Annotated in this window: 22 protein-coding genes; 9 read left to right on the top strand and 13 right to left on the bottom strand. The window is 47.7% G+C overall.

All coding sequences use genetic code 11. From position 1 onward, the window contains the following. Positions 1 to 2 precede the first annotated feature (2 nt). Together BLD48_RS04995 and BLD48_RS05000 are read left to right on the top strand one after the other, a co-directional pair. Positions 3 to 1,559: an ABC-F family ATP-binding cassette domain-containing protein gene (locus tag BLD48_RS04995; protein WP_071499205.1), complete on the top strand. Its 1,557-nt coding sequence runs from the start codon at positions 3 to 5 to the stop codon at positions 1,557 to 1,559. A 163-nt stretch (positions 1,560 to 1,722) separates the two neighbouring features. Further along, positions 1,723 to 2,508 (top strand): alpha/beta hydrolase, encoded by a 786-nt coding sequence (locus BLD48_RS05000; protein ID WP_071499206.1) that lies wholly within the window; start codon positions 1,723 to 1,725, stop codon positions 2,506 to 2,508. Between the two features lie 14 nt (positions 2,509 to 2,522). Here the strand turns inward: BLD48_RS05000 and BLD48_RS05005 are convergent, their stop codons facing one another. The 3 genes from BLD48_RS05005 to BLD48_RS05015 are packed head-to-tail and all read right to left on the bottom strand — an operon-like array spanning position 2,523 to position 4,301. Next, complete coding sequence (locus tag BLD48_RS05005) at positions 2,523 to 3,098, bottom strand: ferric reductase-like transmembrane domain-containing protein (RefSeq protein ID WP_071499207.1); 576 nt, start codon at positions 3,096 to 3,098, stop codon at positions 2,523 to 2,525. Beyond that, the gene (locus BLD48_RS05010) at positions 3,086 to 3,979 is read right to left on the bottom strand and encodes an FAD:protein FMN transferase (protein ID WP_071499208.1); all 894 of its coding nucleotides are present in this window, start codon (positions 3,977 to 3,979) and stop codon (positions 3,086 to 3,088) included. Before BLD48_RS05010 ends, BLD48_RS05005 begins: the two co-directional genes overlap by 13 nt. A 13-nt stretch (positions 3,980 to 3,992) precedes the next feature. Continuing rightward, positions 3,993 to 4,301, bottom strand: a complete 309-nt coding sequence (locus tag BLD48_RS05015) for a hypothetical protein (RefSeq protein WP_071499209.1) — start codon at positions 4,299 to 4,301, stop codon at positions 3,993 to 3,995. Positions 4,302 to 4,413: 112 nt separating this feature from the next. Between BLD48_RS05015 and BLD48_RS05020 the strand changes: the two genes are divergently transcribed. The 3 genes from BLD48_RS05020 (at position 4,414) to BLD48_RS05030 (ending at position 6,745) form a co-directional block, all read left to right on the top strand. Continuing rightward, positions 4,414 to 5,091, top strand: coding sequence for a response regulator transcription factor (locus BLD48_RS05020; protein WP_071499210.1), 678 nt, complete (start codon positions 4,414 to 4,416; stop codon positions 5,089 to 5,091). Beyond that, positions 5,084 to 6,256, top strand: a complete 1,173-nt coding sequence (locus BLD48_RS05025) for a sensor histidine kinase (protein WP_071499211.1) — start codon at positions 5,084 to 5,086, stop codon at positions 6,254 to 6,256. The genes BLD48_RS05020 and BLD48_RS05025 overlap by 8 nt, the downstream gene beginning before the upstream one ends. Before the next feature lie 75 nt (positions 6,257 to 6,331). Then, positions 6,332 to 6,745: a DUF2231 domain-containing protein gene (locus BLD48_RS05030; protein ID WP_071499212.1), complete on the top strand. Its 414-nt coding sequence runs from the start codon at positions 6,332 to 6,334 to the stop codon at positions 6,743 to 6,745. Positions 6,746 to 6,796: 51 nt separating this feature from the next. Here BLD48_RS05030 and BLD48_RS05035 read toward each other — a convergent pair whose 3' ends face one another. The 5 genes from BLD48_RS05035 to BLD48_RS05055 all read right to left on the bottom strand — a co-directional run bounded on the left by BLD48_RS05035 (position 6,797) and on the right by BLD48_RS05055 (position 12,447). Continuing rightward, positions 6,797 to 8,029, bottom strand: a complete 1,233-nt coding sequence (locus BLD48_RS05035; RefSeq protein ID WP_012371794.1) for a DEAD/DEAH box helicase — start codon at positions 8,027 to 8,029, stop codon at positions 6,797 to 6,799. Positions 8,030 to 8,131: 102 nt separating this feature from the next. Next, positions 8,132 to 8,431: a DUF3817 domain-containing protein gene (locus tag BLD48_RS05040; protein ID WP_026827128.1), complete on the bottom strand. Its 300-nt coding sequence runs from the start codon at positions 8,429 to 8,431 to the stop codon at positions 8,132 to 8,134. 77 nt (positions 8,432 to 8,508) lie between these two features. Next, positions 8,509 to 9,474, bottom strand: a complete 966-nt coding sequence (locus BLD48_RS05045) for a ring-cleaving dioxygenase (RefSeq protein ID WP_071499213.1) — start codon at positions 9,472 to 9,474, stop codon at positions 8,509 to 8,511. A gap of 127 nt (positions 9,475 to 9,601) precedes the next feature. Continuing rightward, the gene (locus tag BLD48_RS05050) at positions 9,602 to 9,802 is read right to left on the bottom strand and encodes a cold-shock protein (protein WP_012371797.1); all 201 of its coding nucleotides are present in this window, start codon (positions 9,800 to 9,802) and stop codon (positions 9,602 to 9,604) included. A gap of 263 nt (positions 9,803 to 10,065) precedes the next feature. Next, positions 10,066 to 12,447, bottom strand: a complete 2,382-nt coding sequence (locus BLD48_RS05055) for an immune inhibitor A domain-containing protein (RefSeq protein ID WP_071499214.1) — start codon at positions 12,445 to 12,447, stop codon at positions 10,066 to 10,068. 278 nt (positions 12,448 to 12,725) lie between these two features. Between BLD48_RS05055 and BLD48_RS05060 the strand changes: the two genes are divergently transcribed. From BLD48_RS05060 to BLD48_RS05070, 3 genes are all read left to right on the top strand, one after another. Continuing rightward, complete coding sequence (locus tag BLD48_RS05060) at positions 12,726 to 14,219, top strand: HD-GYP domain-containing protein (protein WP_071499215.1); 1,494 nt, start codon at positions 12,726 to 12,728, stop codon at positions 14,217 to 14,219. A gap of 21 nt (positions 14,220 to 14,240) precedes the next feature. Beyond that, entirely contained in the window at positions 14,241 to 14,672 is a 432-nt protein-coding gene (locus tag BLD48_RS05065; RefSeq protein WP_071499216.1) for a GyrI-like domain-containing protein, read from the top strand. A 178-nt stretch (positions 14,673 to 14,850) separates the two neighbouring features. After that, positions 14,851 to 16,347: a M4 family metallopeptidase gene (locus tag BLD48_RS05070; protein WP_071499217.1), complete on the top strand. Its 1,497-nt coding sequence runs from the start codon at positions 14,851 to 14,853 to the stop codon at positions 16,345 to 16,347. Between the two features lie 97 nt (positions 16,348 to 16,444). On the opposite strand, the gene BLD48_RS05075 is transcribed toward BLD48_RS05070, so the two are convergent. The 4 genes from BLD48_RS05075 to BLD48_RS05090 all read right to left on the bottom strand — a co-directional run bounded on the left by BLD48_RS05075 (position 16,445) and on the right by BLD48_RS05090 (position 19,980). Next, positions 16,445 to 17,308, bottom strand: a complete 864-nt coding sequence (locus BLD48_RS05075; protein ID WP_071499218.1) for a hypothetical protein — start codon at positions 17,306 to 17,308, stop codon at positions 16,445 to 16,447. Positions 17,309 to 17,378: 70 nt separating this feature from the next. Then, complete coding sequence (locus tag BLD48_RS05080) at positions 17,379 to 18,362, bottom strand: YhdH/YhfP family quinone oxidoreductase (RefSeq protein WP_071499219.1); 984 nt, start codon at positions 18,360 to 18,362, stop codon at positions 17,379 to 17,381. A gap of 288 nt (positions 18,363 to 18,650) precedes the next feature. After that, the gene (locus tag BLD48_RS05085) at positions 18,651 to 19,157 is read right to left on the bottom strand and encodes a hypothetical protein (protein WP_026831683.1); all 507 of its coding nucleotides are present in this window, start codon (positions 19,155 to 19,157) and stop codon (positions 18,651 to 18,653) included. Positions 19,158 to 19,221: 64 nt separating this feature from the next. After that, positions 19,222 to 19,980: a hypothetical protein gene (locus BLD48_RS05090; RefSeq protein ID WP_071499220.1), complete on the bottom strand. Its 759-nt coding sequence runs from the start codon at positions 19,978 to 19,980 to the stop codon at positions 19,222 to 19,224. Between the two features lie 146 nt (positions 19,981 to 20,126). On the opposite strand from BLD48_RS05090, the gene BLD48_RS05095 reads away from it, so the two are divergent. Beyond that, on the top strand, positions 20,127 to 21,758 hold the full coding sequence (locus tag BLD48_RS05095; RefSeq protein ID WP_071499221.1) for a glycosyl hydrolase family 28-related protein: 1,632 nt from the start codon (positions 20,127 to 20,129) through the stop codon (positions 21,756 to 21,758). Between the two features lie 69 nt (positions 21,759 to 21,827). On the opposite strand, the gene BLD48_RS05100 is transcribed toward BLD48_RS05095, so the two are convergent. Beyond that, entirely contained in the window at positions 21,828 to 22,649 is an 822-nt protein-coding gene (locus BLD48_RS05100; RefSeq protein ID WP_071499222.1) for a DUF1028 domain-containing protein, read from the bottom strand. Between the last annotated feature and the right edge of the window lie 5 nt (positions 22,650 to 22,654).

Below are 22,654 nucleotides of genomic sequence, written 5' to 3' on the forward strand. Positions count from 1 at the left end.
TTATGAGTATTTTAACGGTATCAAACTTAAGCCACGGTTTTGGCGATCGAGCAATTTTCGAAGATGTGTCCTTCCGTTTATTAAAAGGAGAACACATCGGTCTCGTCGGCGCAAACGGTGAAGGAAAATCAACGTTCATGAACATCATCACTTCACAGCTTGAGCCGGACGAAGGAAAAGTCGAGTGGGCGAAACACGTTCGTGTCGGTTACCTGGATCAGCATGCAGTTCTCGCTAAAGGAGTGACGATTCGCGACGCCTTAAAAGGAGCATTCCAATACCTGTTCGACATCGAGCAGGAAATCAATGACCTCTATACGAAAATGGGTGAAGTCGAACCGGACGAACTCGAAAAATTGCTAGAAGAAGTCGGGGTCTTACAAGACATCTTGACGAACAATGATTTTTATACGATTGATGCGAAAGTCGAAGAAATCGCACGGGGATTAGGGCTCGACGAAATTGGGCTCGATCGTGACGTGCAAGAACTCAGTGGTGGGCAACGGACAAAAATCTTGCTCGCAAAACTGTTGCTTGAAAAACCAGATATCCTGCTACTCGATGAGCCGACCAACTATTTGGATGTCCAGCACATCGAATGGTTGAAACGATACCTCAATGACTATGAGAATGCCTTCATTCTGATTTCGCACGATATTCCATTCTTAAATAGTGTCATCAATTTGATTTACCATATGGAAAATCAGGGGCTTAACCGTTATGTCGGTGATTACGACAACTTCTTGACTGTCCATGAGGCAAAGAAGAAGCAACATGAGTCGGCGTTCAAACGTCAACAACAGGAAATTTCTGAGCTCAAAGATTTTGTCGCCCGGAACAAGGCACGGGTCTCGACGCGTAACATGGCGATGTCCCGTCAGAAAAAGCTCGACAAGATGGATGTCATCGAAATGGCACAAGAACGTCCAAAACCAGAGTTCCATTTCCAGACAGCTCGCACACCAAGTAAACTGATGTTCGAAGCCAAAGGACTGGTCATCGGGTATGACGAACCGTTATCCCGTCCACTTGATTTGATGATCGAACGTGGGCAAAAAATCGCGTTACACGGGGCAAACGGAATCGGGAAATCGACGCTTCTAAAAAGCCTGCTCGGTGAGATTCCTTCGGTTTCAGGGACGGTCGAACGTGGAGAGAACCTTCATATCGGCTACTTCGAGCAAGAGATCAAGGAAAAGAATTCGAACACGTGTATCGAAGAGATTTGGGGTACGTTCCCGTCCCTGACGCAGCAACAGGTCCGAGCGATGCTCGCGAAATGTGGACTGATGACGAAACACATCGAATCGAAAATCGAAGTCCTCAGTGGTGGCGAAAAGGCGAAGGTCCGCCTTTGTAAATTGATGAATACGGAATCGAATATTCTGGTTCTCGATGAGCCGACGAACCACTTGGATGTCGAAGCAAAAGAAGAATTAAAACGTGCGTTGCAAGCGTATAAAGGAACGGTTCTCTTGATTTCACACGAACCTGAATTTTATGAAGCAGTCGCGACGGACTTATGGAATTGTGAATCGTGGACGACGAAGGTCTTCTAAGTTTCGCAGGAAACATACGACGGGGTTTGATTTCGGTGTCTCATCGAATCAGACGACCGTCGTTTTTTGATTCTTTTTTAATTCATAGACTTAACGATTGCCTTGTTCGTAGATTTGTATCACACTAAATGACAGAAGAAACTTTTTAGAAGGAGTGGATGTCATGGAAACCATCACCAAGAAAGCGAGCTTATCACTCATTGAACTTCAAAGCGGCGGAGATGAGTCCTTATTTTGTCGTCTATATTCCCCAGCTTTAACGCGTCCCGCTCCTTTGATCGTCTTATTTCACGGATTCCCTGGGAAACAATTGAACATGGACTGGGCCGTTCGACTGCAGGAACTTGGTTTTCATGTCCTCGTCACTTCGTATCGCGGCACGATCGGTAGCCCCGGTGCCTTCCGTTTTCGCCATACGCTCGAAGATGCAACAGCCATCATGAAACACGTTGCTTCTCCCGCCTTTACAGAACAACATGATGTTGCAGCTGATCAGATTACAATCGTTGGTCACAGCATGGGCGGTTTTGCCGGACTTCATGCCTTTGCAAATGTCCCGACGATTGCCCATTACATCGGCATCTCGCCCTTTAATTTTGGTTTGATCGGACAGCTGGTACTCGAGTATCCGGAACATGAGGAAGCCTTGCGCGGTGTCCTCAGCCGCGGGGCGACCTTCCTGTCGCATACCGATGGGGACACGTTGCTGAAAGAGTTGACTGAACATCATGCCGAGTGGAATCTACTGGCGCTAAAAGAGCAACTGCGCACCCGTTCCGCGCTGCTTGTCACATCTGAGCGCGACGAGACATCCATTAAATCCCTGCACCATGATCTCTTACAAGATGCCAGTACGTTTGAAGAAATCATCGTCGACAGCGATCACAACTACATCGACAACCGGGAAGAAGCCTTTCAGTCTTGGACAACGTGGTTGCAGCAACGCTAAAAAAACAGGAATCCTCACCCTGACACGGAGGATTCCTGCTTTGTTTGTGTTTTCACGTTTGGTCGTAACTGCATCCGGTACAACACGAGTGTGAATAAGGTCAGTGTCGAACAGGCATACCAGATCGTCGTAAAAAGTGTTCCCGTATCTGTTCCGATGAGGATGCCGTGAAGGGTCATCAGGAGCCATGCCGGTAAGACGAGCCAGTGGGTCAATTTCCATAATGTTTTCCCAAGCGTCTCCTTCAGGAAGTCGGATGTGACCAACACGAAACCAAACAGGTAGAGACTGATTGTCCCGAAGGCGTTCCAAAGAGGTTCATACGAAGCATTCCCTGGGATGATGATTTCAAGAATCGTTAACGGCGCATACGTATCGACGACAATCAATGTCGCGTGCAGGATAATCGCAAGCAACCCCGCCCACCCACTGTACAGATGAATGTTGTGCAAACGGGCTTTTTGTTTTTTTAAAGTCGGAAAAGATCCGAGTAATCCCGCCAAGACAGACAGTGTCAAAAAGAAGTGACCTGTCAGTCCGCTTAAACGAATCATCGTCCATGTCGAAAACAACCATTTCATCCAGTCCATATCGATTGTCCTCCTTTCTCTTCCGCCACCATTTTTCCCGACTCATCCATCAATAAAAGTCGTCCCTTCGGAAACCATTTAAAGAGTTTGTCCTGCCGCTCCGCTTCCGTCATCTGAAACGCCAGCTTCGTCATCACTTCGGCTTCATAAAGTTGTGGCGCCGAAGCTGTGACTTGAACAAAGTCCGTTTCAATCGGTCGACCTGTTTTGCCGCTCAACAAATGATGGTTCGTGCGTTGCCCGACCTTCCACGAACGGTATACCCGATTGGATGTCGCAATCGCCCCTTGACGTAACTGAACTTCGGCAATCGCCTGTTCCGTTTGCGGATCGGTGATCGCAACCTTCCACGGTTGTGTATCCGACCAGACGATGACATCGCCTCCCGCCTCAATCAAACCACGCGGTTGTTTTTTCCGTAACCGTTGTGCTGCGAGCATCGCCGCAGCGCCTTTTCCAATGCCGCCTAAATCAATCGCGCCGTGACTCACTCGCGTCACGTCGCATCCTTCCACTACAAACGGACTGCTCTCGGGTGGGGCTTCGATCCTGAATGATTCAATGGCACGTTGGAATGGAAACGAGCGGTCGTATCCATTTGCCTGTTGCTGCTCAAGTAAAAAGGGCGAAAAATACTGTTCCGTCTGTTCAAAGTAACGAATCGCACGTTGCAATAAGCGTGCAAGCGGTAACGAGACACTGAGCGCCTCTCCGACCATCAGGCAATTTAATCGGCTGACCTCACTTGCCGGATCAAATCGTGACCATTGACGGTCGACATATTGAAAAAATTGTTGGATGGCTTGCCATTCGTCCTCTGTGATCGGTTGATCGGTGACGAACCGAATGGTGTTATGCATCGCATACAATTGACGGTTCATTCCGATTCACCTCCTATTTCGAATGACTGGACTGTCCGTCACTTCCACCGCTCGGCTGTTCAAAGCCGGATGTCTCATTGCTCTGCCACCCTTCATCATCATCGTCCTCCTCATAACTGTCCTCATCTGACTCGCCCCACTCATCGTCATCACCTTGCGACGGCTGACTTGGAATCGTCGTCTCATCGGAATACGAATCGCCGGTCTTCACCGGATTCGTCGGCTGATCAATCGAAGCGACACTCAATTGACCGATTGCAAGACCTAAAAAGACACTGCTGCTCAGACCAACAATCCACTTCGCAAATGGTTTTGGTTTCACATTTTTCCTCTCCTCTCGTTTCCTGTTATCTTTATTGTATCGATAAAAACTGACAACTAGCTGATACCAACTGTGGGATAATAAGAAAAACTACGGGACAGGGGGAATGAGGATGCGTGTCTTGATCGCAGAAGATGATGAACGTCTGGCTAAAATGTTACGCCTTCATCTTGAACGCGCCGGTTACCAGGTGGATGTCGCACATGACGGGGTAACAGCCATCGAACAGTGTCAGACGTTTCGTTATGATTTAGTCGTTCTCGATTGGATGATGCCGCATAAAAGTGGCATTGAAGTTGCAACCGAGTTGCGGGGGGAATGCTTCGAAGGAGGGATTCTGATGTTGACAGCCCGCGATACGGAAATTGATTTGGTCCATGGTCTTGACAGCGGTGCCGATGACTATCTTGTTAAACCGTTTCAGGCAAACGAACTTTTAGCCAGACTCCGGGCATTGAGCCGCCGTCACAAAAAAGCATTTGTCTCGCTTGTTTCCTATCAGGGACTTGAACTCGATATTACGACACAAACGATTTCTTATGCTAAGCATCCCCTTGACTTAACGCGACGTGAATTTGAATTTTTATCGTTACTCCTCCGTCGCCCTGAACAAGTGATGGGACGTGAATTGATCATCGAGGTCGTCTGGGGAATCGGGGCCGACATTACTGATAATGCCCTTGATGCACTCGTCCGACTTGTACGAAAAAAATTAGAGGCTGTTGGTGCCCCTTCGTTGATCAAAACGGTCCGTGGTTTTGGTTACCGCCTTGGTGGTCCCCATGCTTGAGACGATTCGAAAACGTCTGACGTTATTGTTCAGTGGTACGTTTTTGCTGTTGTTGATCTTGATCTTAGTAGGTGTCTATTTCACGACGGCTCGCCTGCTGGATCAGACCGAGTTAAATCAATTAAAATCGGTTTCCGACCGGGAACTGTTTGAACGAATTGAACATGGCGAAGATCGGGTGATTCGTGATCCCATCTATTTTCAAATTCTTGATTCAGATGGGACAGAACGATATGCACGTCTCCCGGACGATCTCTCTAAAAAAACAGTCAGCCGCTTCGTTTCTTCTGACGCGGAAACGCAAAAGCTCGAACTCGATGATCAACATTTTTTGCTGTATCAACGCAACACGGATGAAAACGGTTGGGCTGTCTTGATGAAGGATATCTCCGCAACAGAAGATACGCTGCAACGGTTAATCGCGATGCTTTTTGGGATTACGGTTCTTTCTACACTCGTTCTGATGGGAATCAGTTATGTCTTAGCCGGTCGTTCGGTTCTACCGGTCCAGCAGGCGTTTGATCGACAACGGCGGTTTACGTCAGATGCCTCGCATGAATTACGTACACCGTTGACGATTTTATACAGCGGGATTGAGTTACTCGAAACAGAACCACTGAGTACGGAAGGGAAAACGATTTTATCGGATTTAAAAGCAGAAACGGCGTCGATGCAATACTTAGTCTCGGATTTATTACTCCTGGCCCGGGAAGGTCATCCGGGTCCGGTGTCATCACTTGATTTGAGTACACTCGTTACACAAACCACTGACCGGTTCCGTCATACATTAGTCGGTCGTACATTCCACCTTGACGTCGCTCCAGGTCTCTTCGTAAAGGGAGATTCGAACCAGTTGATCCGTCTGTTGACTATCTTTTTGGAAAATGCGGTCGCTTATAGTGATGCCGATATTGAGGTGACGCTACAACAAACGTCAACCGATGTTCAATTAACCATCGCTGATCACGGAATCGGCATTCCGCCGGAAAATCACGATAAGATATTTGAACGGTTCTTCCGCGGCGACCACTCTCGCCACGGTACCGGAACAGGTCTTGGGCTCGCCATCGCCAAGTCGATTGCCGATGCTCATCAAGCCACTATCTTTGTCGAATCCACACCCGAAACCGGAACACGCTTCACGATTCTTTTTCCAATTTCTTGATTCCCGTCAGCTAACTGTCAGATAACCTCGTTACAGTAAGAGTATGTTCTTATTACTATCGAGGAGGGTTTTTATATGTTAGCTGGTGTACCGCTCCATCCATTACTCGTCCATGCTCCAATCGCGCTGTTACTGTTTGCGACCGTCCTTTTGGTATTCAGCTTGAAATGGGTCCAGTTAAAATTATTTGTCTTGATCACCTTATTCGCAGGTCTCTTGACGGGGGCCGCTGCTTACTTGTCCGGTGACGGCGCAGAAGAATATGCAGAAGCCAATTTCAGTAGTGTAACGCATGCTGCTGTCGAGAATCATGAACACTTCGCGTTATTCAGTCTTGTCGCTTTTGGGATTGCGTTTGTCTTTTTGCTGCTTGGCTACCGTTCAAGCAAAAAAACGATGCTGATGCTGAGCCTGCTCGTCGCTGTCGTCGGAAGCGGTTTACTCGCTTATACCGGTCATCTCGGCGGACAGATGGTCTATGCCAAATGAAAAATCCCCTTTCCTCCAAGTAAATCACGGAGAAAGGGGATTTTCACTTACTTATTTATGATGATCACGGCCTGGACGGCGGTTGCTCGAGCGGCGTGTATTACCGCGACCTTCCGCCGGTTTTTTCGTTCCTTTACTTTGATCATGCTGCGCACGAATCATTTCATCCGAAAGTTCGACGACGATCGGTGTCACTTCGACACCAAGTTCCCGCTCCATATCACGGAAGCTCCGGCCATCACGTGGTGTGACGATTGAAATCGCTACGCCGTCGTTGCCGGCACGACCTGTCCGACCGATCCGGTGGACATAACTTTCCGCATCGTCCGGTAAATCGTAGTTGAAGACGTGCGTGACACCCGTGACGTCAAGACCACGTGACGCGACATCCGTCGCAATCAGGAATGGTGTTTTTCCTTGATAGAACTTCGCCATCGCTTTTTCACGTTTCCCTTGCGTCAATCCACCATGCAATTCATCCGTCGGATAGCCTTGCATTTGTAATTCTTCGTTCAACTTGCTGACCCGGCGCTGCGTCCGGCAGAAGATGATCGCGGCATAGGGACGCATCTCGTCAAGCATCGTCCGAAGCGTCGCCTGTTTCCGACGGTCCGTCGTCTCGACGACGAACTGTTCGATCGCATCGACGGTTACTTTTTCTGCTTCGACTTGGACTTCAATCGGATCGCGCAAATATGTTTTCGCGAGTTGTTCGACTTTTTCCGGCATCGTCGCTGATAACATGACGAACTGACGATCGACTGGTGCTGCTGCGATGATATCTTCGATTTCTGGTAAAAATCCGATTTGCAGCATCTGATCCGCTTCATCTAAGACAAGCGTCTTTAGTTCGCTCAAATCAAGTGTTCCCCGACCGACGTGATCTAAAATCCGTCCCGGCGTCCCGATGATGATTTGCGGCATGCGACCGAGACGTTGGATTTGTTTGAAGACATCCTGCCCACCGTATACAGCAAGCGCTCGGATATCTTCCATGTTCCGGATTAACTTGTGTGTTTCATCTGCAATCTGACGCGCGAGTTCACGTGTCGGTGCGACGATCAACGCTTGGACCGTTTTGCTTTCTAAATCGATTTGTTCGAGAATCGGCAGAAGAAACGCAAGTGTTTTCCCTGTACCGGTTTGCGCTTTTCCTATTAGATCACGACCGGCGAGCAAATGCGGAATCGCTTGCTCCTGAATCGGCGTTGGTTGTTTGATGCCTTGTTTTTGTAATTTCTTGACCCATTGTTCTTGAATGTGTAGTGCTTCAAATGTTGACATAGTATCCTCCTAAAAATTATCCACAGAAAAAAGCTGTGGATAACCTGCTTCGAATCGACAAAAACAGTTATCCACAGCCGTGCTTTTTCTAGTATACACAATTTACGCGTTTGTTGCTTCCTGTTTTAACTTTCGATCAAGTACAAATGTCCCGAATGGAATGAACGAAGCAATAAAGGCGATCCCTGCTTTTACAAACGACCAGCGGTATTTAAATTTAACGACGGCAAGCCATAACGCATACATGACGAACAAGACACCGTGCATGGCTCCGACGACCGAAACGGCTTCCGGAACACCTGCCATATACTTTAACGGCATGGCAATCAACAATAAGACTAAAAATGAAATGCCTTCTAAAATCGCAATCAATCGAAATTGACCTAACGTAGTTCCTAACATCCCGTCACTCCTTTTTTCTGGTTCCTGTCTTTAGTATACGGGACGCCCGTCAGTCTGTGACCTGTGTCACAGGATTGTCAGATTTCGAGTGGACGAAGACGGGCTTCGATTTGCTCACGTTGCGGCTCGAGGAACGGTGGTAAAGCCAGCGTCTCGCCGAGTGTTTCGACCGATTCATCCGTTGCGAATCCCGGCGTATCCGTCGATAATTCAAACAGGATATGGTTTGGTTCACGGAAATAGAGCGCTTGGAAATAATGACGATCGACTTTCCCTGAGTTCGGTAAGCGATATTCATTCAGTCGTTTCACCCATAAGTCGTATTCTTCACTGTTCGGAACACGGAACGCGACATGATGGACTCCGCCCCGTCCGAGTCGTTCCCGGTCAAGGTCCGGTCGCGCTTCGAGATGGACTTCCGCTCCGATTCCGCCTTGACCCGTCGAATAGACTTCGATTTCTGCAAAATCACCGATAAGTGAAGGATAACTTCCGATTTTTTTAAAGCCGAGCACTTCCGTCAAGACGAGGGCCGTCGGTTCCGGATCATTGACTGTCAATGTCACGGCACCTAATCCGACAATCGCATGTTCTGCTGGAATCTCATCGTGTTTCCATGGCACGCCGCCCGCTACACCTTCTTCACCGTCTTCTGCGACGAGAATCAACCGGGTTCCTTCCTGATCGCGGAACGCCAGCGTCTGTCGACCTGCCCGTTCGACAATCGCATCATGGTCGACACCTTGTTGCGTAAAACGTTCTGCCCAAAATGTGAGCGATGCCGTCGTTTTGACACGGAGTGATGTTGACGAGATACTCGATGCACCCGGAACACCGGTCCCTAGGTGTGGGATATCAAAAAAAGTCAGATCCGTTCCCGGATTCCCTTCTGCATCGCCGTAAAATAAATGGTATGACGTCGTATCATCCTGATTGACCGTCTTTTTGATCAGACGCATCCCTAATACTTGTGTATAAAATTGATAATTCTGCTCTGCCATTCCTGTTAAAATCGACACATGATGAATACCAAGTAATTCCATAGTTGCCACGTCCTTTTCTTGATTTGTAGTTTGTACCGTCAGTATAATGTACAAATATATTGAATTCAAGATATTAACTCAGTAAAAAAAATCGCCCTTTCGAAAAAGGACGATTGAAAAGTTAAGATTAAAGTTTTACGACGTTAGCAGCTTGTGCTCCACGTGCGCCTTCAGTGATTTCGAATTCAACTTCTTGACCTTCGTCAAGTGATTTGAAACCTTCACCAGTGATTGCTGAGAAATGTACGAATACGTCTTCTCCGCCTTCAACTTCGATGAAACCGAAACCTTTTTCTGCGTTAAACCATTTTACTTTACCTGTGTTCATGGGAACAACCTCCAAAAATAAATTACTTAATACATATGCCACGCATATGAAAGAAATTCATTATTGTCCCGAAATACATGGAGCGACGAAAAGATTGTTCGTGACGCAATGTGAATCAGTAGTGACAATAACAATATTAAGCTACCGTCAGTATAAAATGATTGCGCTTTAAAAGTCAAGTTGTCTGACCAATAAATTTCCAATTGATTCCACTTTTCGAATTAAAAAGCAGATTCGGAATACTCCGAATCTGCTTCTTCTTTTTAACGGTGGATCCAGACTGCTCCAGCAGAGTTATCTTTCGCTTCACCGATGACTTGAATTTGAAGACCATTTTTCGGGAGCAGTTTTCCTGCATCCGGGATCAACTGATTGATGTACGATTTTGAATCATTAAACGTCGTGACACCAGCAAGTCCTTTGTAGTCGTACAGACCACGTGTCGGCGAATCAATGACCCAAGCCGGTGCTTTATCATAGCTGAAAGCAGCATCCGCGATTTGGTAACGTGTGCTTCCTGCAACGACCGGTTGTCCTTTGAGCGTTCCAACGATTGCTTCAGGGTGCGAATCGACGACACCGAGGAAACCTTCACCCGGGTGAACACCAACCCAGTTATCCGTAAAGCTGCTATCGGCATACCAGACGACGAGACCCGTGTTGTATTTGACACCACGTGCATGCTCAAGTGCTTTATCTGAGCCTGCATAGTTCCGCCATTCGAGGTAGTAGGCGTTATCGGCATAACTGAAACCATCAGAAGCAACAAATCCGTCTAACTTAAATTTCGGTGTACCTTCTGCATCATCTTCAAAAACGACTTTTCCGTCGACTGTCAGTTTCGCGTTATCAAGTGCGAAACCGTCCAGGGCAAGACCAGCATCCCCTGTGTAGTCAAACGTCAACGTGACTTTTTTGCCGGCAAATTCACTGAGATCATACGATTTGTCGACCCATGCCCCTTTTGAAGATTCAGCACGCTGATCGCCATCCGTATCTTCATCTCCGATGACATCGATGACTTTTGATACGCCGTCAGCTGTTGCCGTGACTTCCAAGAAGTCATAGTCAAATTCGACATCGAAATATGCTTTGTAATCAAATTTCGCTGACGTTGCTGCCGTCAAATCAAATTCCGGTGACGTCATAGACGTGTGGAGATCGTTCCCTTTCGTGCTGTAGTAATATTTTTTACCGAATGCCGGCGCGATTCCTTTGACCGGTTTTTTCGGTAAGTTGACTTTGATGATGCCCGGATTGTTTGATTTCGTGACACTTTGGTCAAGGTACGAAGCTGTTCCTTCTGTTGAGAGCGAATCAAAGTCGACGTTTTCAATATTGGCCCAGTTGCCGCCCATCAATGTTTGGAAGTACTCTTTGTTTTGTGGTGAGAAACTGGTTGGTTCTGTCCCGGCAACGTTCCCGTTCCAGCTACCGCCACTCATGATGGACCATGACGCAACCGGCTCACCTTGACCCGTGTACTGCGTATCATACTCATCTGGAAGACCTAAATCATGACCAAATTCGTGTGCGAAGACACCGACTGCGCCGTCTTCTGGTTGAACTGTGTAGTCATAGGCTGCCATCTTTCCGCCCCAGTTCGTTGAATTAGAAGTTGTGTTGGCGACTGGATAAACTCCGCCAAGTGTCCAACGGTGTGACCAGATCGCATCGTCCCCGAGCGTACCACCACCCGCTTCTTGTCCGGTTCCCGCATGGATAATCATCAAGTGATCGACGAGACCATCCGGCTCATTGAAGTTACCATCGCCATCGATGTCGTATTGATCAAACGTATCGTAATCAGCCAGGTTGATACCTGATTTGACAGCAGCGTTCAATGTATCTTTAACAAGATCACGTGGTCCTTTTGGTCCGAGGTTATCGTTTCCACCTTTTGGACTGTCCGCACCGTAATCTTTTGCTGTTCCTGGAACCGTCAACCAATCAGATACTTTACCGTCAACCGTATAGCTTCCACCTGATTGTTCTTCATAGTATTGTTTGAACGTTTTGACCTTTTCACCATTAAATAATTTGAACTCTTCATCACCAAACATCAGTTTTTCATAATGCTCTTTATTAAAGTTATCTGCATACATATAGCCTTCCTCTTGGACGACGTTGTTATGCTTGAAATCGCTGTATTCTGTTAATAGGACAAGTACTTTATCTGTCCGAGTGGAACCATTATAAGCTGCTTGTTTGGCTTTATCGACTTTGACAAACCCATCTTTTTTCCCTTTTTTGTAATTGTTATGATTTTTAGCGAGCTGTTTTGCGAGCTGCTCTTTTTGTTTCGTTAAGAAGTCTTTTGTTTTTTGATCAAATTTCGCTTCTTTTTCTGACTCGTGATCATGATCTGCTTCCGGTTTCCCGTTTGCCTTTTTATCAAGATATTTTTGAACCGCCTTTTGTTTTTCTGCTGCAGATGCTGCTTTTGAGACGACCCCACGTTTTTCCAATACTTTCAATAAACGTTCCTGATCAACCGTATTCAAATCCATCGGTGCGCCGGCTACTGCTTTTTCAGCAGCTTCAACAGATTTTACCTTCCCACCAGGTAAAACTGGACCAACGGCAAAAGCGGCTGCCGTAATTCCGGACAAGACGGCTAAGCTAAGCTGTTTCTTTTTTCCCACGTGAACTGACCCCCTATGTAGTAGTGAAAAGCATGACTGAGATAACTTTTCTGAATATTCAAATCATATGTTGTTTTAGTTGCTTAATCAATTACTTTTTGAACAATTAGTACTTTGTAACTATACCTATTTTTGGGATTTAGTTCATGTTTACGGAAATTTGCCGATAATGTTAATAAACGTTCATTCATTCTTACCCTTATTTTTAAAATAAAGCAGATTGCATCTTGCTACCGCAATACGCTAAAAACATCACTTATCCCTAAAGGAGGAACCTTATGACACCTCTACAGAAATTCGAACGGCAACTGCTAAAAAACTATTTGATCGGCTCATTCGTCGCCGTGTTTGGTGTCGGTTGTCTGTTTATCTTTGAAACACTGACTTTTGATATACGGGAGCGCGTAATTTTGCTGGCCATCATGACGATTTCCGTCATTTTGATGTTCAGCTTCGAATATACGGTCTATCGAAAACATATGCGTCCGCTGTATCACGTCTTTCAGACATCCGTCCCCAGTCAGGAACAACTGTCTGCTGCCTTTCGGACGACGCATCGTTTTCCATTATTGACGATCAAGCGGATTCTCGGTCCGCACTTCCTTGGCTTATCGATCCCGTCCTCCGGCTTGACGGCACTCGCCATTTACTCTGGTTGGCTGGATATGCCGTATTACTTGATCGGGCTTGCTTGTTTCGGTGCGATACTCGTTGCGATTTTGCATGCCTTGATTGAATTTTTCCTGACGTATCGTGTGACGGAAGCGATGTTAGCCGAGTTAACGACTCAAGCCAAGACACGTGGTCATGGTGAGCTTGTCTTGACCAAAAAAGACTTCGTCAGCCTCCGTCAAAAAATGTTGATCAGCACACTCATCATTGGTGTTTTTCCAATTTTATTGTTCGTTCTCGCCTCTGCTGTCCAGTTGACGGAAAATGAAAGTTTGCGTTCCTATTGGAGTTGGTCGACCCTGATCTTGATCGTCATCCTCTGCCTTGCGACATTTTGCAGCTTGCTTCTATATGAAAATATCCAAAAACCGATTTTGGCTTTACAAGAAGGTGTTTCACAAATCGAGTCCGGACGATTGAATACGCTCGCCAATCCTTTTTCGGACGAGTTCTCTCAACTGATCGGCGGATTTAACTTGATGGTCGAAGGGATTCAAGGACGGGATCAAGAAAACGAGCAGCTGCTCGATAGTCTATTCACCTTGTTTGCTGCCACACTCGATGCACGTGATCCCTATACGGCCGGGCATTCTCTTCGTGTATCCGAATATTCGGTTGAGATTGCCCGTGCTGCTGGTTTACCCGACGAGCAGATCGAGCTGTTACGTAAATCAGCACTCTTGCACGATATCGGAAAAATTGGGATTCGGGATGATGTGTTGTTGAAGGAAGGACGATTGACCGAGGAAGAATTCGACAAAATCAAACAACATCCCGTCATCGGTGTCCATATTTTATCGCAAGTTCATCTCCCGATGAAGTTACAACCGATTCTTCCCGGGGTAAAGTACCACCATGAACGCTACGATGGAAAAGGATATCCAGAAGGATTAGCCGGTGAAGCAATCCCTGTCTTCGGACGAATCATGGCGATTGCCGATGCGTATGATGCGATGATATCCGATCGTCCCTACCGTACAGGAATGCCAGTTGAACGCGCATTGGCCATCTTGGAAGAAGGTAGCGGGACGCAGTGGGACGCTTCCTTTACCCAACTGTTTCTGGACTTGAAAAGACGTTCCATCACTACAGCCTCTTGATTCTCACGAAAGGAGTTTCTCATGCATCCAAAAATTGTGGATCGTCACGAACTATATGTCATCGGTCTTGGTCTGACTTGCGAAGAAAATGAATTGCATGCATTGATGCCGGAACTATGGCGTGAGTTCTCACGTCGCTCACATGAAATTCCTGCTGAGCCGGGTAGTTATCCGCTCGATGTATCACTTGGTCAACGTGGAACGACACACACGCAATGTATCGGACTCCCTGTCGCTTCACTCGACCGTGTGCCAAAAGGGATGAAAGGACACCACGTTCCGTCGGCTCGTTATGTTTTTTGGAAACATGAAGGTCCTGACATCGAGATCTGGAAGTCGTTTGAAAAGATTCAACGGTTTGCTCAAAAACAAGGAATCACATTGGACCCTCTTGATTTCAAAATCGACGAGACACGTGACAAGACACATCACCTCTATCAAAGAATTCTCTAAAACCGCTTTCTTAAGCGGTTTTTTTGATGTCCTCTCACATATTTTTCTGTCAATTAACTATTCAGTGCAGGTATTAAGTACTATATTCAGAAAATTCTAATTAATACGAACGGCTTATTCTCGCTTTTCCTTTTCTTTGGCATAGTTAGACTCAACCCAAACAAGGAGGCGATTTATTTTGAAAAAGTTTCTCGCTACATCGCTTGTCGCAAGTGTACTTGTCGTTCCTACAGTCGTCGGAGCAGAAGGTCTTCAATCTGGTAAGCTGACGAAAGCTTCATCAGAACCCGCTGCATCGATCGTCAAAGAGTACGTGAACAAAAAAGGTGATTTCTCTGTCCAAGATGTCCAAAAAGATGGATCTTCTAACATCGTACGTCTCCAACAAGAAGTGGATGGCGTCCCGGTCTTCGGTAGTGTCGTCGTCGGTAACGTTGCGAAAGACGGTACATTAAAAGCAGTCGTCAACGACGCCGTTGACGTCAAAGGAAAACCAGGTCTCGCTAAAAAAGCTTCCATCTCTGAAAAGAAAGCACTCAAACTATACAAAAAAGCAATCAAAGCAACTGAATTCGAAGTGGCTCCAAAAGCTGAACTCGTCATCTATCCGGTCAAAAATGACGCGGTCTATGCCTACAAAATCACATCTACGGTCTTAGCAGGCAAAGAGCCATCACGCTGGACGTACTTCATCGATGCGAACTCCGGTAAAGTCATCAATAAATTCGACCAACTGGCTCACGCGACAGGTACGACAGTACTCGGAACAAGTGCGACATTCAACACGACGTTGAGTGCTGGGAAATACTACCTTCAAGATACGACGCGCGGCAAAGGTGTTTACACATACGACGCGAAAAACCGCACATCGCTTCCGGGAACACTCTGGGCAGATGCGGATAACGTCTTCAACGCTACTTACGACCGTGCTGCTGTCAGTGCACACGTCAATGCAGCGAAAACGTATGATTTCTACAAAAACACGTACGGCCGTAACAGTTATGACAATGCAGGTGCACGCTTGAACTCTACGGTCCATTACTCGACGAACTACAACAACGCATTCTGGGATGGAACGAAGATGGTTTACGGTGATGGAGACGGCACAACATTCGTCGCACTCTCTGGTGCACTTGACGTCGTTGCTCACGAATTGACGCACGCTGTCACAGAATACACAGCTGGACTTGTGTATCAAAATGAGTCTGGTGCGATCAACGAAGCGGTTTCCGATATCATGGGTACGGTTGCTGAGTACTCTGTCGGATCAAACTTCGACTGGCTCGTTGGTGAAGACATCTACACTCCAGGTGTAAGTGGTGACGCCCTTCGTTCCATGTCGAACCCGGCAGCTTACGGTGACCCGGACCACTATTCAAAACGTTACACAGGTACAGAGGATAACGGTGGTGTCCATATCAACTCTGGTATTGTTAATAAATCAGCCTACCTCCTCGCAAACGGCGGCACATTCTACAATGTTTCCGTTACAGGAATCGGCGTACCGAAACTCGGTGCGATCTACTACCGTGCGCTTAACGTCTACTTGACTCCGAACTCGAACTTCAGCTCACTTCGTGCAGCAGTCGTTCAATCGGCGAAAGATCTTTACGGTTCAACAAGTGCAGAAGCAACAGCAGCAGCAAAATCTTTTGATGCTGTTGGCGTCTACTAAGAACACTTCCTCCCAAGGATTTTTGACCTCTCGAGTCCATGACTCGGGAGGTTTTTTTGCGAAAAAAAACGATCTGTCAAAGACAGACCGCTTTTACTTATTTTCCAGGATCACGTGCGAGACGCAATCGTGTCGAACCATTATCCGGGAAAGCTTTCAATTGTAATTTCTCACCTTGATACCATGTCCCATAACTTGTTTCGACGATAGGTTTTCCTAAAGCCGACAAGCCGGAAGCCGACGCATTCGTCCAGTCGATGGCTTCGACGATTCCGTCAGATACGACAAGCAGATAACCCGCATTCGAGAAGTGATATGTGTTCACAGCATCCTTTTGGGTGTTGCTAAGCGCACCATACTTTGCTTCGAACTTTTCGAGCGGTTGCCCGAGGTATTGCTCCGGCTTCTCGATTGGTTGATTCGTGACGACTTGTTGTAATGTCGCAAGAAGTGTCTTATCTTTGACCGCTGACGGCACATCCATCCGGACGTCCGTTTCCGGGATGTACCCTTCGACGGCATCACTTAATTTTAAGTGAACCATGCCATTTTCTGCATCCAGAATTTCGTAGACGTCTCCTAAATCCGCTTTATAGATGACGCTACTCCGATTGGCATCTTGATACACATCAACAAAGGGACGTGTCACCCATGCAGCTTGACGGATTTCTGGTTTGTCCGTCTTTTTCTTCGCTTTTGGTTCCTTTTTCTTTTGATCAGTTGAAGCTGACTTTTCTATTTTTTTCTCTTTTTCTTTTTCGCTGTCGACGGACTTAGGTGATTCTACTGTTGATGTCGCTTGACTCGCATCATTCGTCGACACCATGTAACCCCAACCGCCAACGATCAGGACGGTTGCTAAGACACCACCAAGGGCGACACTACGCCGATTACGTTTCTGCTTGCGGCGCTCTTTCCGGGACAAGCGCTCTTGTTCTTTCTGTTGTTCATGTTGATCCATCTATTGTTCCTCCTGAATTGACCTAGACACTTTTTAACCACTATACCATCGAATAGTGCCTCGACAGTGGTTAAATTTCGATGACAGTTCTGCCTTGATGGGTTCCGGCGAGCAGAGACGCTACGACGTCCGGAAGATCGTGTAAACTTTTCGTTTCGACCCATTCAAGGGCCGGTAATCGCCAGTCGCCTGCGAGGTGTTGCCAAAGGCGGGTACGCTCCGAGATCGGCACTTGGACGGCATCGATTCCAATCAAGCGAACGCCACGCAGGATGAACGGGTAGACAGTCAGCGTCATTTCAGCACCGCCGACGTTGCCACATGTCGTGACTAATCTGCCGTATTGTACGTACCGAATAATGGACGCGAGTAACGGTCCACCGACCGTATCGATGATGCCGGCATAACTTCCCTTCTTCAATGGACGTGTCGTTTCGTCCAAAAACGATTGCCGGGATAATACTTCCGTCACGCCTGCTTGTTTCAAACGATCCGCTTCCGCTTCTTTTCCCGTTACGGCATGAACGGTGAATCCGAGCTTCAGAAGAAGTGCGACAGCAATACTTCCGACTCCACCCGTCGCGCCTGTAACGAGCACTGGACCATCATCCGGCTTCACCCGCTGCAACAGTTCCTCCACCGATTGTGCGGCGGTCAAACCGGCCGTACCGTACGCCATCGCTTCAAACGTCGTGAGTCCGTCCGGTAACGGTGTGATCCAGTCCCCGGGGACACGTATGTATTCCTGAAAGCCGCCTGACGTGTTCATCCCAAAATCAAATCCATTGACGACGACTGCCTCTCCTTCATGAAACCGTGCATCGGTCGAGCTGACGACATGACCTGCTGCATCGACACCCGGTGTATGCGGATACTGTTTCGTCACCCCCCGGTTCCCCGTAACAGACAACGCATCCTTATAGTTGACGCACGAGTAATCGACACGAATCAACACGTCTCCTTCCGGCAAGTCGGCGATCTGCTTCTGTTCGAGTGCTCCTGTAAACTCCCCCTCCTGTTCCCGGACAACAAATGCTTTGAATGTATCTTTCATCTTCAGGTCCCCTTCCATGAATGACTCCAGTAAGCTATACCCGAACACAGTCATCGGCATACCTTTTATGAAAGTTTTGTTCATACAAAAAAACCGTGAATGCCGAAGCACTCACGGTTTTTGGCGTCTGACGAAAAGAAACGTTTTTCCGTAGGTAGTCACTGGTGACAGGTCAGAACGTCATCGGTCAGTGGTCATGGGTGTGCCGTGGCCGTTGAAATTCCCGATTGGAAGAGGTTTTGTGTCAGAAGCGCCGTCCCTGATCAGGAGTCTCACCTGACCAGAGTCTTACATGTAACGTGTACCGTCAAAATCAATTTCCGTCCGGTAGTTGGCGGCATTGATCGCATTTGAAATCCGATGTGCTGCCCGCTCCATCTCCTGCGCTTTAACCCGGTAGGCATCCGGATCATACAACGCATGCCGGATGACGGTCGTTCCTTCAAATCCATATTGGAATTCGCGTTTCGGACGGGCGGCGAGTTCTTGGAACTGTGTGGCTTTTGCCCGGAGTTGGGTTGCCAGTTCAATCGCTTCGACGAGAGGTACTTCGCCTTCCGTCGTCTCGATCGTCGTCGACAAGTTCGCAGCATAAACTAACCGGTCCAGTGTCCGCATATCCCGGCGAACTTCATCCATCGCCGATTCGACATCCAGTAGCGTCCGCTCTTGACCGGTCGGCAAAGCCTCCCCTTTTTCAAGATCAATGAACGCAATCCGGTCCACTTCTTCGACTAATTGTTCGAGTTGTTTCCGTAAGATACTTTTTAATTTCACGGCATCTGCTAAGTACATTGTTCAGTCCCCCGTTTCCTGATTCTGCTCTAGTGTCTATTACGTCCTGACATTATGAAAGTTTTCAGTTAAGTTGCCCGAGATAACTGGAAAAATCATTTTCAATGTCCGCCAATACGGTTGCCGTCACATCGGTTGATTGGTTCGGATCATAGCGGATCGTTTTATATAACTCCTGTAACTCCAGTGATGGATGAAAACCGATCCGTTCGAACCATTCCCGGAACGACTCGGTCTCCCGACGTTTCAATTTTTGCGGGAGCTGACGGTTAAACAAGACGACTTGTTGCCGGACCTGCTCGACCGGTAAAGGCGGCAGTTCGTCTTCTGGATTCGTTTCTCCCAGGCGTTTTTTTATTCGAACCGAACGTGGTACTAACTCGTCTTCAGTACTGTCCCATTTCTTTCGTTTCCGGAAACGGCGTCCCATCAGAAACAGTAATACTAAACCGGCGAGACCGGCTAAGATCAGCCAGTACGGAAAGCTGCTGTCGCCTTCCTTGCCCTCGCCTTTTGCGAATGAGTAAAAGCCAAGTATCTTAATTTTTTCTTTTTCTGGTTTTCCACCGACTTCTCCCGGTTCATCTGTTTTATACCCATATCCGACTTTTTCAGTCGGTAATTCTTTTTTCTTGAACAAGTAGGACCACCAAAACGTCAACGGTTCGGATTCACAGCCTCTTACACACTTCTGCTGACTGCCTCCTGGAAACACTTCGACCTTTTGCACAGCACTATACCCTGCCTCAACCAACGGTTTTATGATACCAAGTCCTAAAATGACCACACCTATCAAAATAAGTAATCGACTTCGAAAACGCATGTTCCCACCTCATTAATGTAATTTTTATCCATTATATACGAGTTCAACCCTAATTATCGGAATTTTTTGTTTTTTAAAGAAAAGAGCTTGAATCCGGAGTGGGACGGGAAAAGGAAAGAAGTGATTTTTAGAGAGGGGTTTCAAGTATGTTGAACTTAGATCATACACATGATCCATATCAAAACGGACAACTGATTGCAGAATATACCGAAACGAAATCAAATCAAGAAGCCGTCTTCCGGGCGGAGCAACTGATGAAAGACAGTCCGTTTGTCGCGCCGCACCGCACACCGCATCCAAGCCGGTATCTCCGGTCCTTGATTTCGCCACTGTTTTTAACGGACCGGGATAAACATATCTTGCCGTTAACGAAAGCCTTTGTCAGCGAACAGGACGAAATCCGACCAAGCTGGTTCGGACGGCTGACGTATGAGTTCGAACAGTTGATCAGCCGGGTCGAAAAAGTTGATATCCGGACTTACGGAGCAGTCGGGGACGGTATTGCAGACGATACACTCGCCTTCAAGGAAGCACTGGCTGACGGACACCGCCAAGTCCATGTCCCGGCCGGCACGTATCTCGTCCGCGGCATCCGCCTGCCGAGTTATACGATTTTGACCGGGGACGGCAAAGGACAGACGATTATCAAGCTCCACGATGCGGCTCCCAAAGGACGCCGGTTGATCACGAATCAAAACTACTTACTCGGGAATCATCATCTGCTCGTCGAACGGATGACACTGGATTGGAACATCGAACGGATCGGGGATGCGAAAAAGAGCAGTACGTGGGGCAATCATTCCAGTTGTTTGACGTATGCGCATGTGACGTACGGTTGGGTCTTTGACGTCGATGCCGTCAATCCCGGTCTGCACTGCTTTGATGTCTCGACGCCTTACTACAACTACAATGGGGACGGTGCACGCGCCAACCTCAGCAGTTCGTTTATCTGGTTCGACGGACTGACGGGATCCGGTTTTGGAGACGACGGCATCACGACCCACCACAGTGATCATCTGTTCATCTCAAACTGTTTTATGCGTGATCCGAGCGGACGTGCGCATGCCACAGGTTTTTCGAATTCAAACGGGATTGAAATCGATGACGGTTCCCGTGATGTCTGGTTGTTCAACAATGCGACGACACGTTGTTTCGGCGGACTTGAAATCAAGGCCCACGCAACGTCTTCTGCCGCATCGACCGTTAAAATCGTCGGTCACTTGTCCGTCGATGATCACCGGTCGTTCAACTTCCGTCATATCGGACATCATCAAGCAACGGATCCGACGTCGCAGACCGCATACAACATCGTCGCGACACGTCTGATTGCCCAGACACCGCAATATACGGCGCTGTATCAAAATTCAAAGCCGCGGGCACTCATCGTCTCAGCGTACCGGAACGTCGTCATTCACGACTTCACGGTGCTCGGTGACCCCTATTATGACTATCAGGAACAACCCATGATCGGAATTCAGTACAAAGCACGTAACGTGACGTTGAGCCAAGTCAAGATGAGTGGTTTCCGACGCGCCAAAACGGATATTCAAATATTCGGGGGCGACAACCGGGCGGAAGATGTCCGATTGATGGATGTCCGGATCGAGGACTCTGCCAAACACGGTATTACGATTGGTCCAAGCATCGAGCACATCCGATTAGTGAATGTCGCCATCAAAGGAGATGGGACGGTCGGTCTGAATGCCAAGTCCGAACCAGAACTCGAACGGTTTATTGCGACCGGCTATAAAGTACCGGTTCGCACGCATTCGACATAACTCGTTTCCAGATGATTCAGAACACGAAATAAGGCTGATTCGACGCATGTCGAATCAGCCTTATTTCTATTATTGGGCCCGAAGGTATGCTAAGACCCGGGTATCAAGGGAACGGTCTTTTTGTTCCCGCATCTCGAAGTTTTCGGTATGCAGATACGTCCGGAATGCTTCGTCGAACGAGCCGCGGTATCCGAGCTCCAGTAACTTATCCATCACTTCTGACTCCAGCGCATCGTCGATCGGTTTGATTTCTTCCGGTTTACTTGGCTGTAGATACAGAGTATGCAGTTGATAGATCCGTTCCAGTTCCTGAATCGGACTCGTATGATCGTCGACACGCAGATCGATGTACCGGTCATTGAATCCACCGTATCCGCCACCTTCTTTGACGACCAACAAGGCGGCTGACTGCATCCCCCGTGAATCTCCTCCCGCTGCTTGACCGGCTGCGAGTGCGCGTAATAATCGTTCTGCGAGCGGTCCCTCTGTCGTCTCGAACACACGGGCCATTTCCTTGACTGTGTTGCCGTCAACTAAAATGTTTCCTTGCGCAGCGAAGTGTTTCCCGGCGATGCCGCCCGCCCAATCGTTGCACCCTTCACCTGTGAACGTCGCACTTTTACCAGAGGCATCCACGATTCCGACCTGACGATCCGCTCGCCCTTCGTCCGCTTCCGTCAGACGTTTCAAGACTTCATCCGCCGACTTGCCTTCCGTAATCATCCGCAGTCCGTCTGGTCCATAAGCTGTATTCGCAAAGGATTGTGTCGCAATCGCACCGACACCCGCTTTCGCAAATGGAACCGCACTGCCGACCGCTAAAAATTTAGATTGAACCGCTACACCCCAAGCTTGTTCCTTTTCACAATACCCAACGATTGAATATGTCATGTTCT

This window comes from Exiguobacterium sp. KRL4, assembly GCF_001870785.1.
Lineage (GTDB): Bacteria > Bacillota > Bacilli > Exiguobacteriales > Exiguobacteriaceae > Exiguobacterium_A.

What these genes read in the sequence shown, in the direction of transcription:
- BLD48_RS04995 (WP_071499205.1), top strand. Translation starts at nt 3, where the DNA reads ATGAGTATTTTAACGGTATCAAACTTAAGCCACGGTTTTGGCGATCGA.
- BLD48_RS05000 (WP_071499206.1), top strand. Translation starts at nt 1,723, where the DNA reads ATGGAAACCATCACCAAGAAAGCGAGCTTATCACTCATTGAACTTCAA.
- BLD48_RS05005 (WP_071499207.1), bottom strand. Translation starts at nt 3,098, where the DNA reads ATGGACTGGATGAAATGGTTGTTTTCGACATGGACGATGATTCGTTTA.
- BLD48_RS05010 (WP_071499208.1), bottom strand. Translation starts at nt 3,979, where the DNA reads ATGAACCGTCAATTGTATGCGATGCATAACACCATTCGGTTCGTCACC.
- BLD48_RS05020 (WP_071499210.1), top strand. Translation starts at nt 4,414, where the DNA reads ATGCGTGTCTTGATCGCAGAAGATGATGAACGTCTGGCTAAAATGTTA.
- BLD48_RS05025 (WP_071499211.1), top strand. Translation starts at nt 5,084, where the DNA reads ATGCTTGAGACGATTCGAAAACGTCTGACGTTATTGTTCAGTGGTACG.
- BLD48_RS05030 (WP_071499212.1), top strand. Translation starts at nt 6,332, where the DNA reads ATGTTAGCTGGTGTACCGCTCCATCCATTACTCGTCCATGCTCCAATC.
- BLD48_RS05035 (WP_012371794.1), bottom strand. Translation starts at nt 8,029, where the DNA reads ATGTCAACATTTGAAGCACTACACATTCAAGAACAATGGGTCAAGAAA.
- BLD48_RS05040 (WP_026827128.1), bottom strand. Translation starts at nt 8,431, where the DNA reads ATGTTAGGAACTACGTTAGGTCAATTTCGATTGATTGCGATTTTAGAA.
- BLD48_RS05045 (WP_071499213.1), bottom strand. Translation starts at nt 9,474, where the DNA reads ATGGAATTACTTGGTATTCATCATGTGTCGATTTTAACAGGAATGGCA.
- BLD48_RS05050 (WP_012371797.1), bottom strand. Translation starts at nt 9,802, where the DNA reads ATGAACACAGGTAAAGTAAAATGGTTTAACGCAGAAAAAGGTTTCGGT.
- BLD48_RS05060 (WP_071499215.1), top strand. Translation starts at nt 12,726, where the DNA reads ATGACACCTCTACAGAAATTCGAACGGCAACTGCTAAAAAACTATTTG.
- BLD48_RS05065 (WP_071499216.1), top strand. Translation starts at nt 14,241, where the DNA reads ATGCATCCAAAAATTGTGGATCGTCACGAACTATATGTCATCGGTCTT.
- BLD48_RS05075 (WP_071499218.1), bottom strand. Translation starts at nt 17,308, where the DNA reads ATGGATCAACATGAACAACAGAAAGAACAAGAGCGCTTGTCCCGGAAA.
- BLD48_RS05080 (WP_071499219.1), bottom strand. Translation starts at nt 18,362, where the DNA reads ATGAAAGATACATTCAAAGCATTTGTTGTCCGGGAACAGGAGGGGGAG.
- BLD48_RS05085 (WP_026831683.1), bottom strand. Translation starts at nt 19,157, where the DNA reads ATGTACTTAGCAGATGCCGTGAAATTAAAAAGTATCTTACGGAAACAA.
- BLD48_RS05090 (WP_071499220.1), bottom strand. Translation starts at nt 19,980, where the DNA reads ATGCGTTTTCGAAGTCGATTACTTATTTTGATAGGTGTGGTCATTTTA.
- BLD48_RS05095 (WP_071499221.1), top strand. Translation starts at nt 20,127, where the DNA reads ATGTTGAACTTAGATCATACACATGATCCATATCAAAACGGACAACTG.
- BLD48_RS05100 (WP_071499222.1), bottom strand. Translation starts at nt 22,649, where the DNA reads ATGACATATTCAATCGTTGGGTATTGTGAAAAGGAACAAGCTTGGGGT.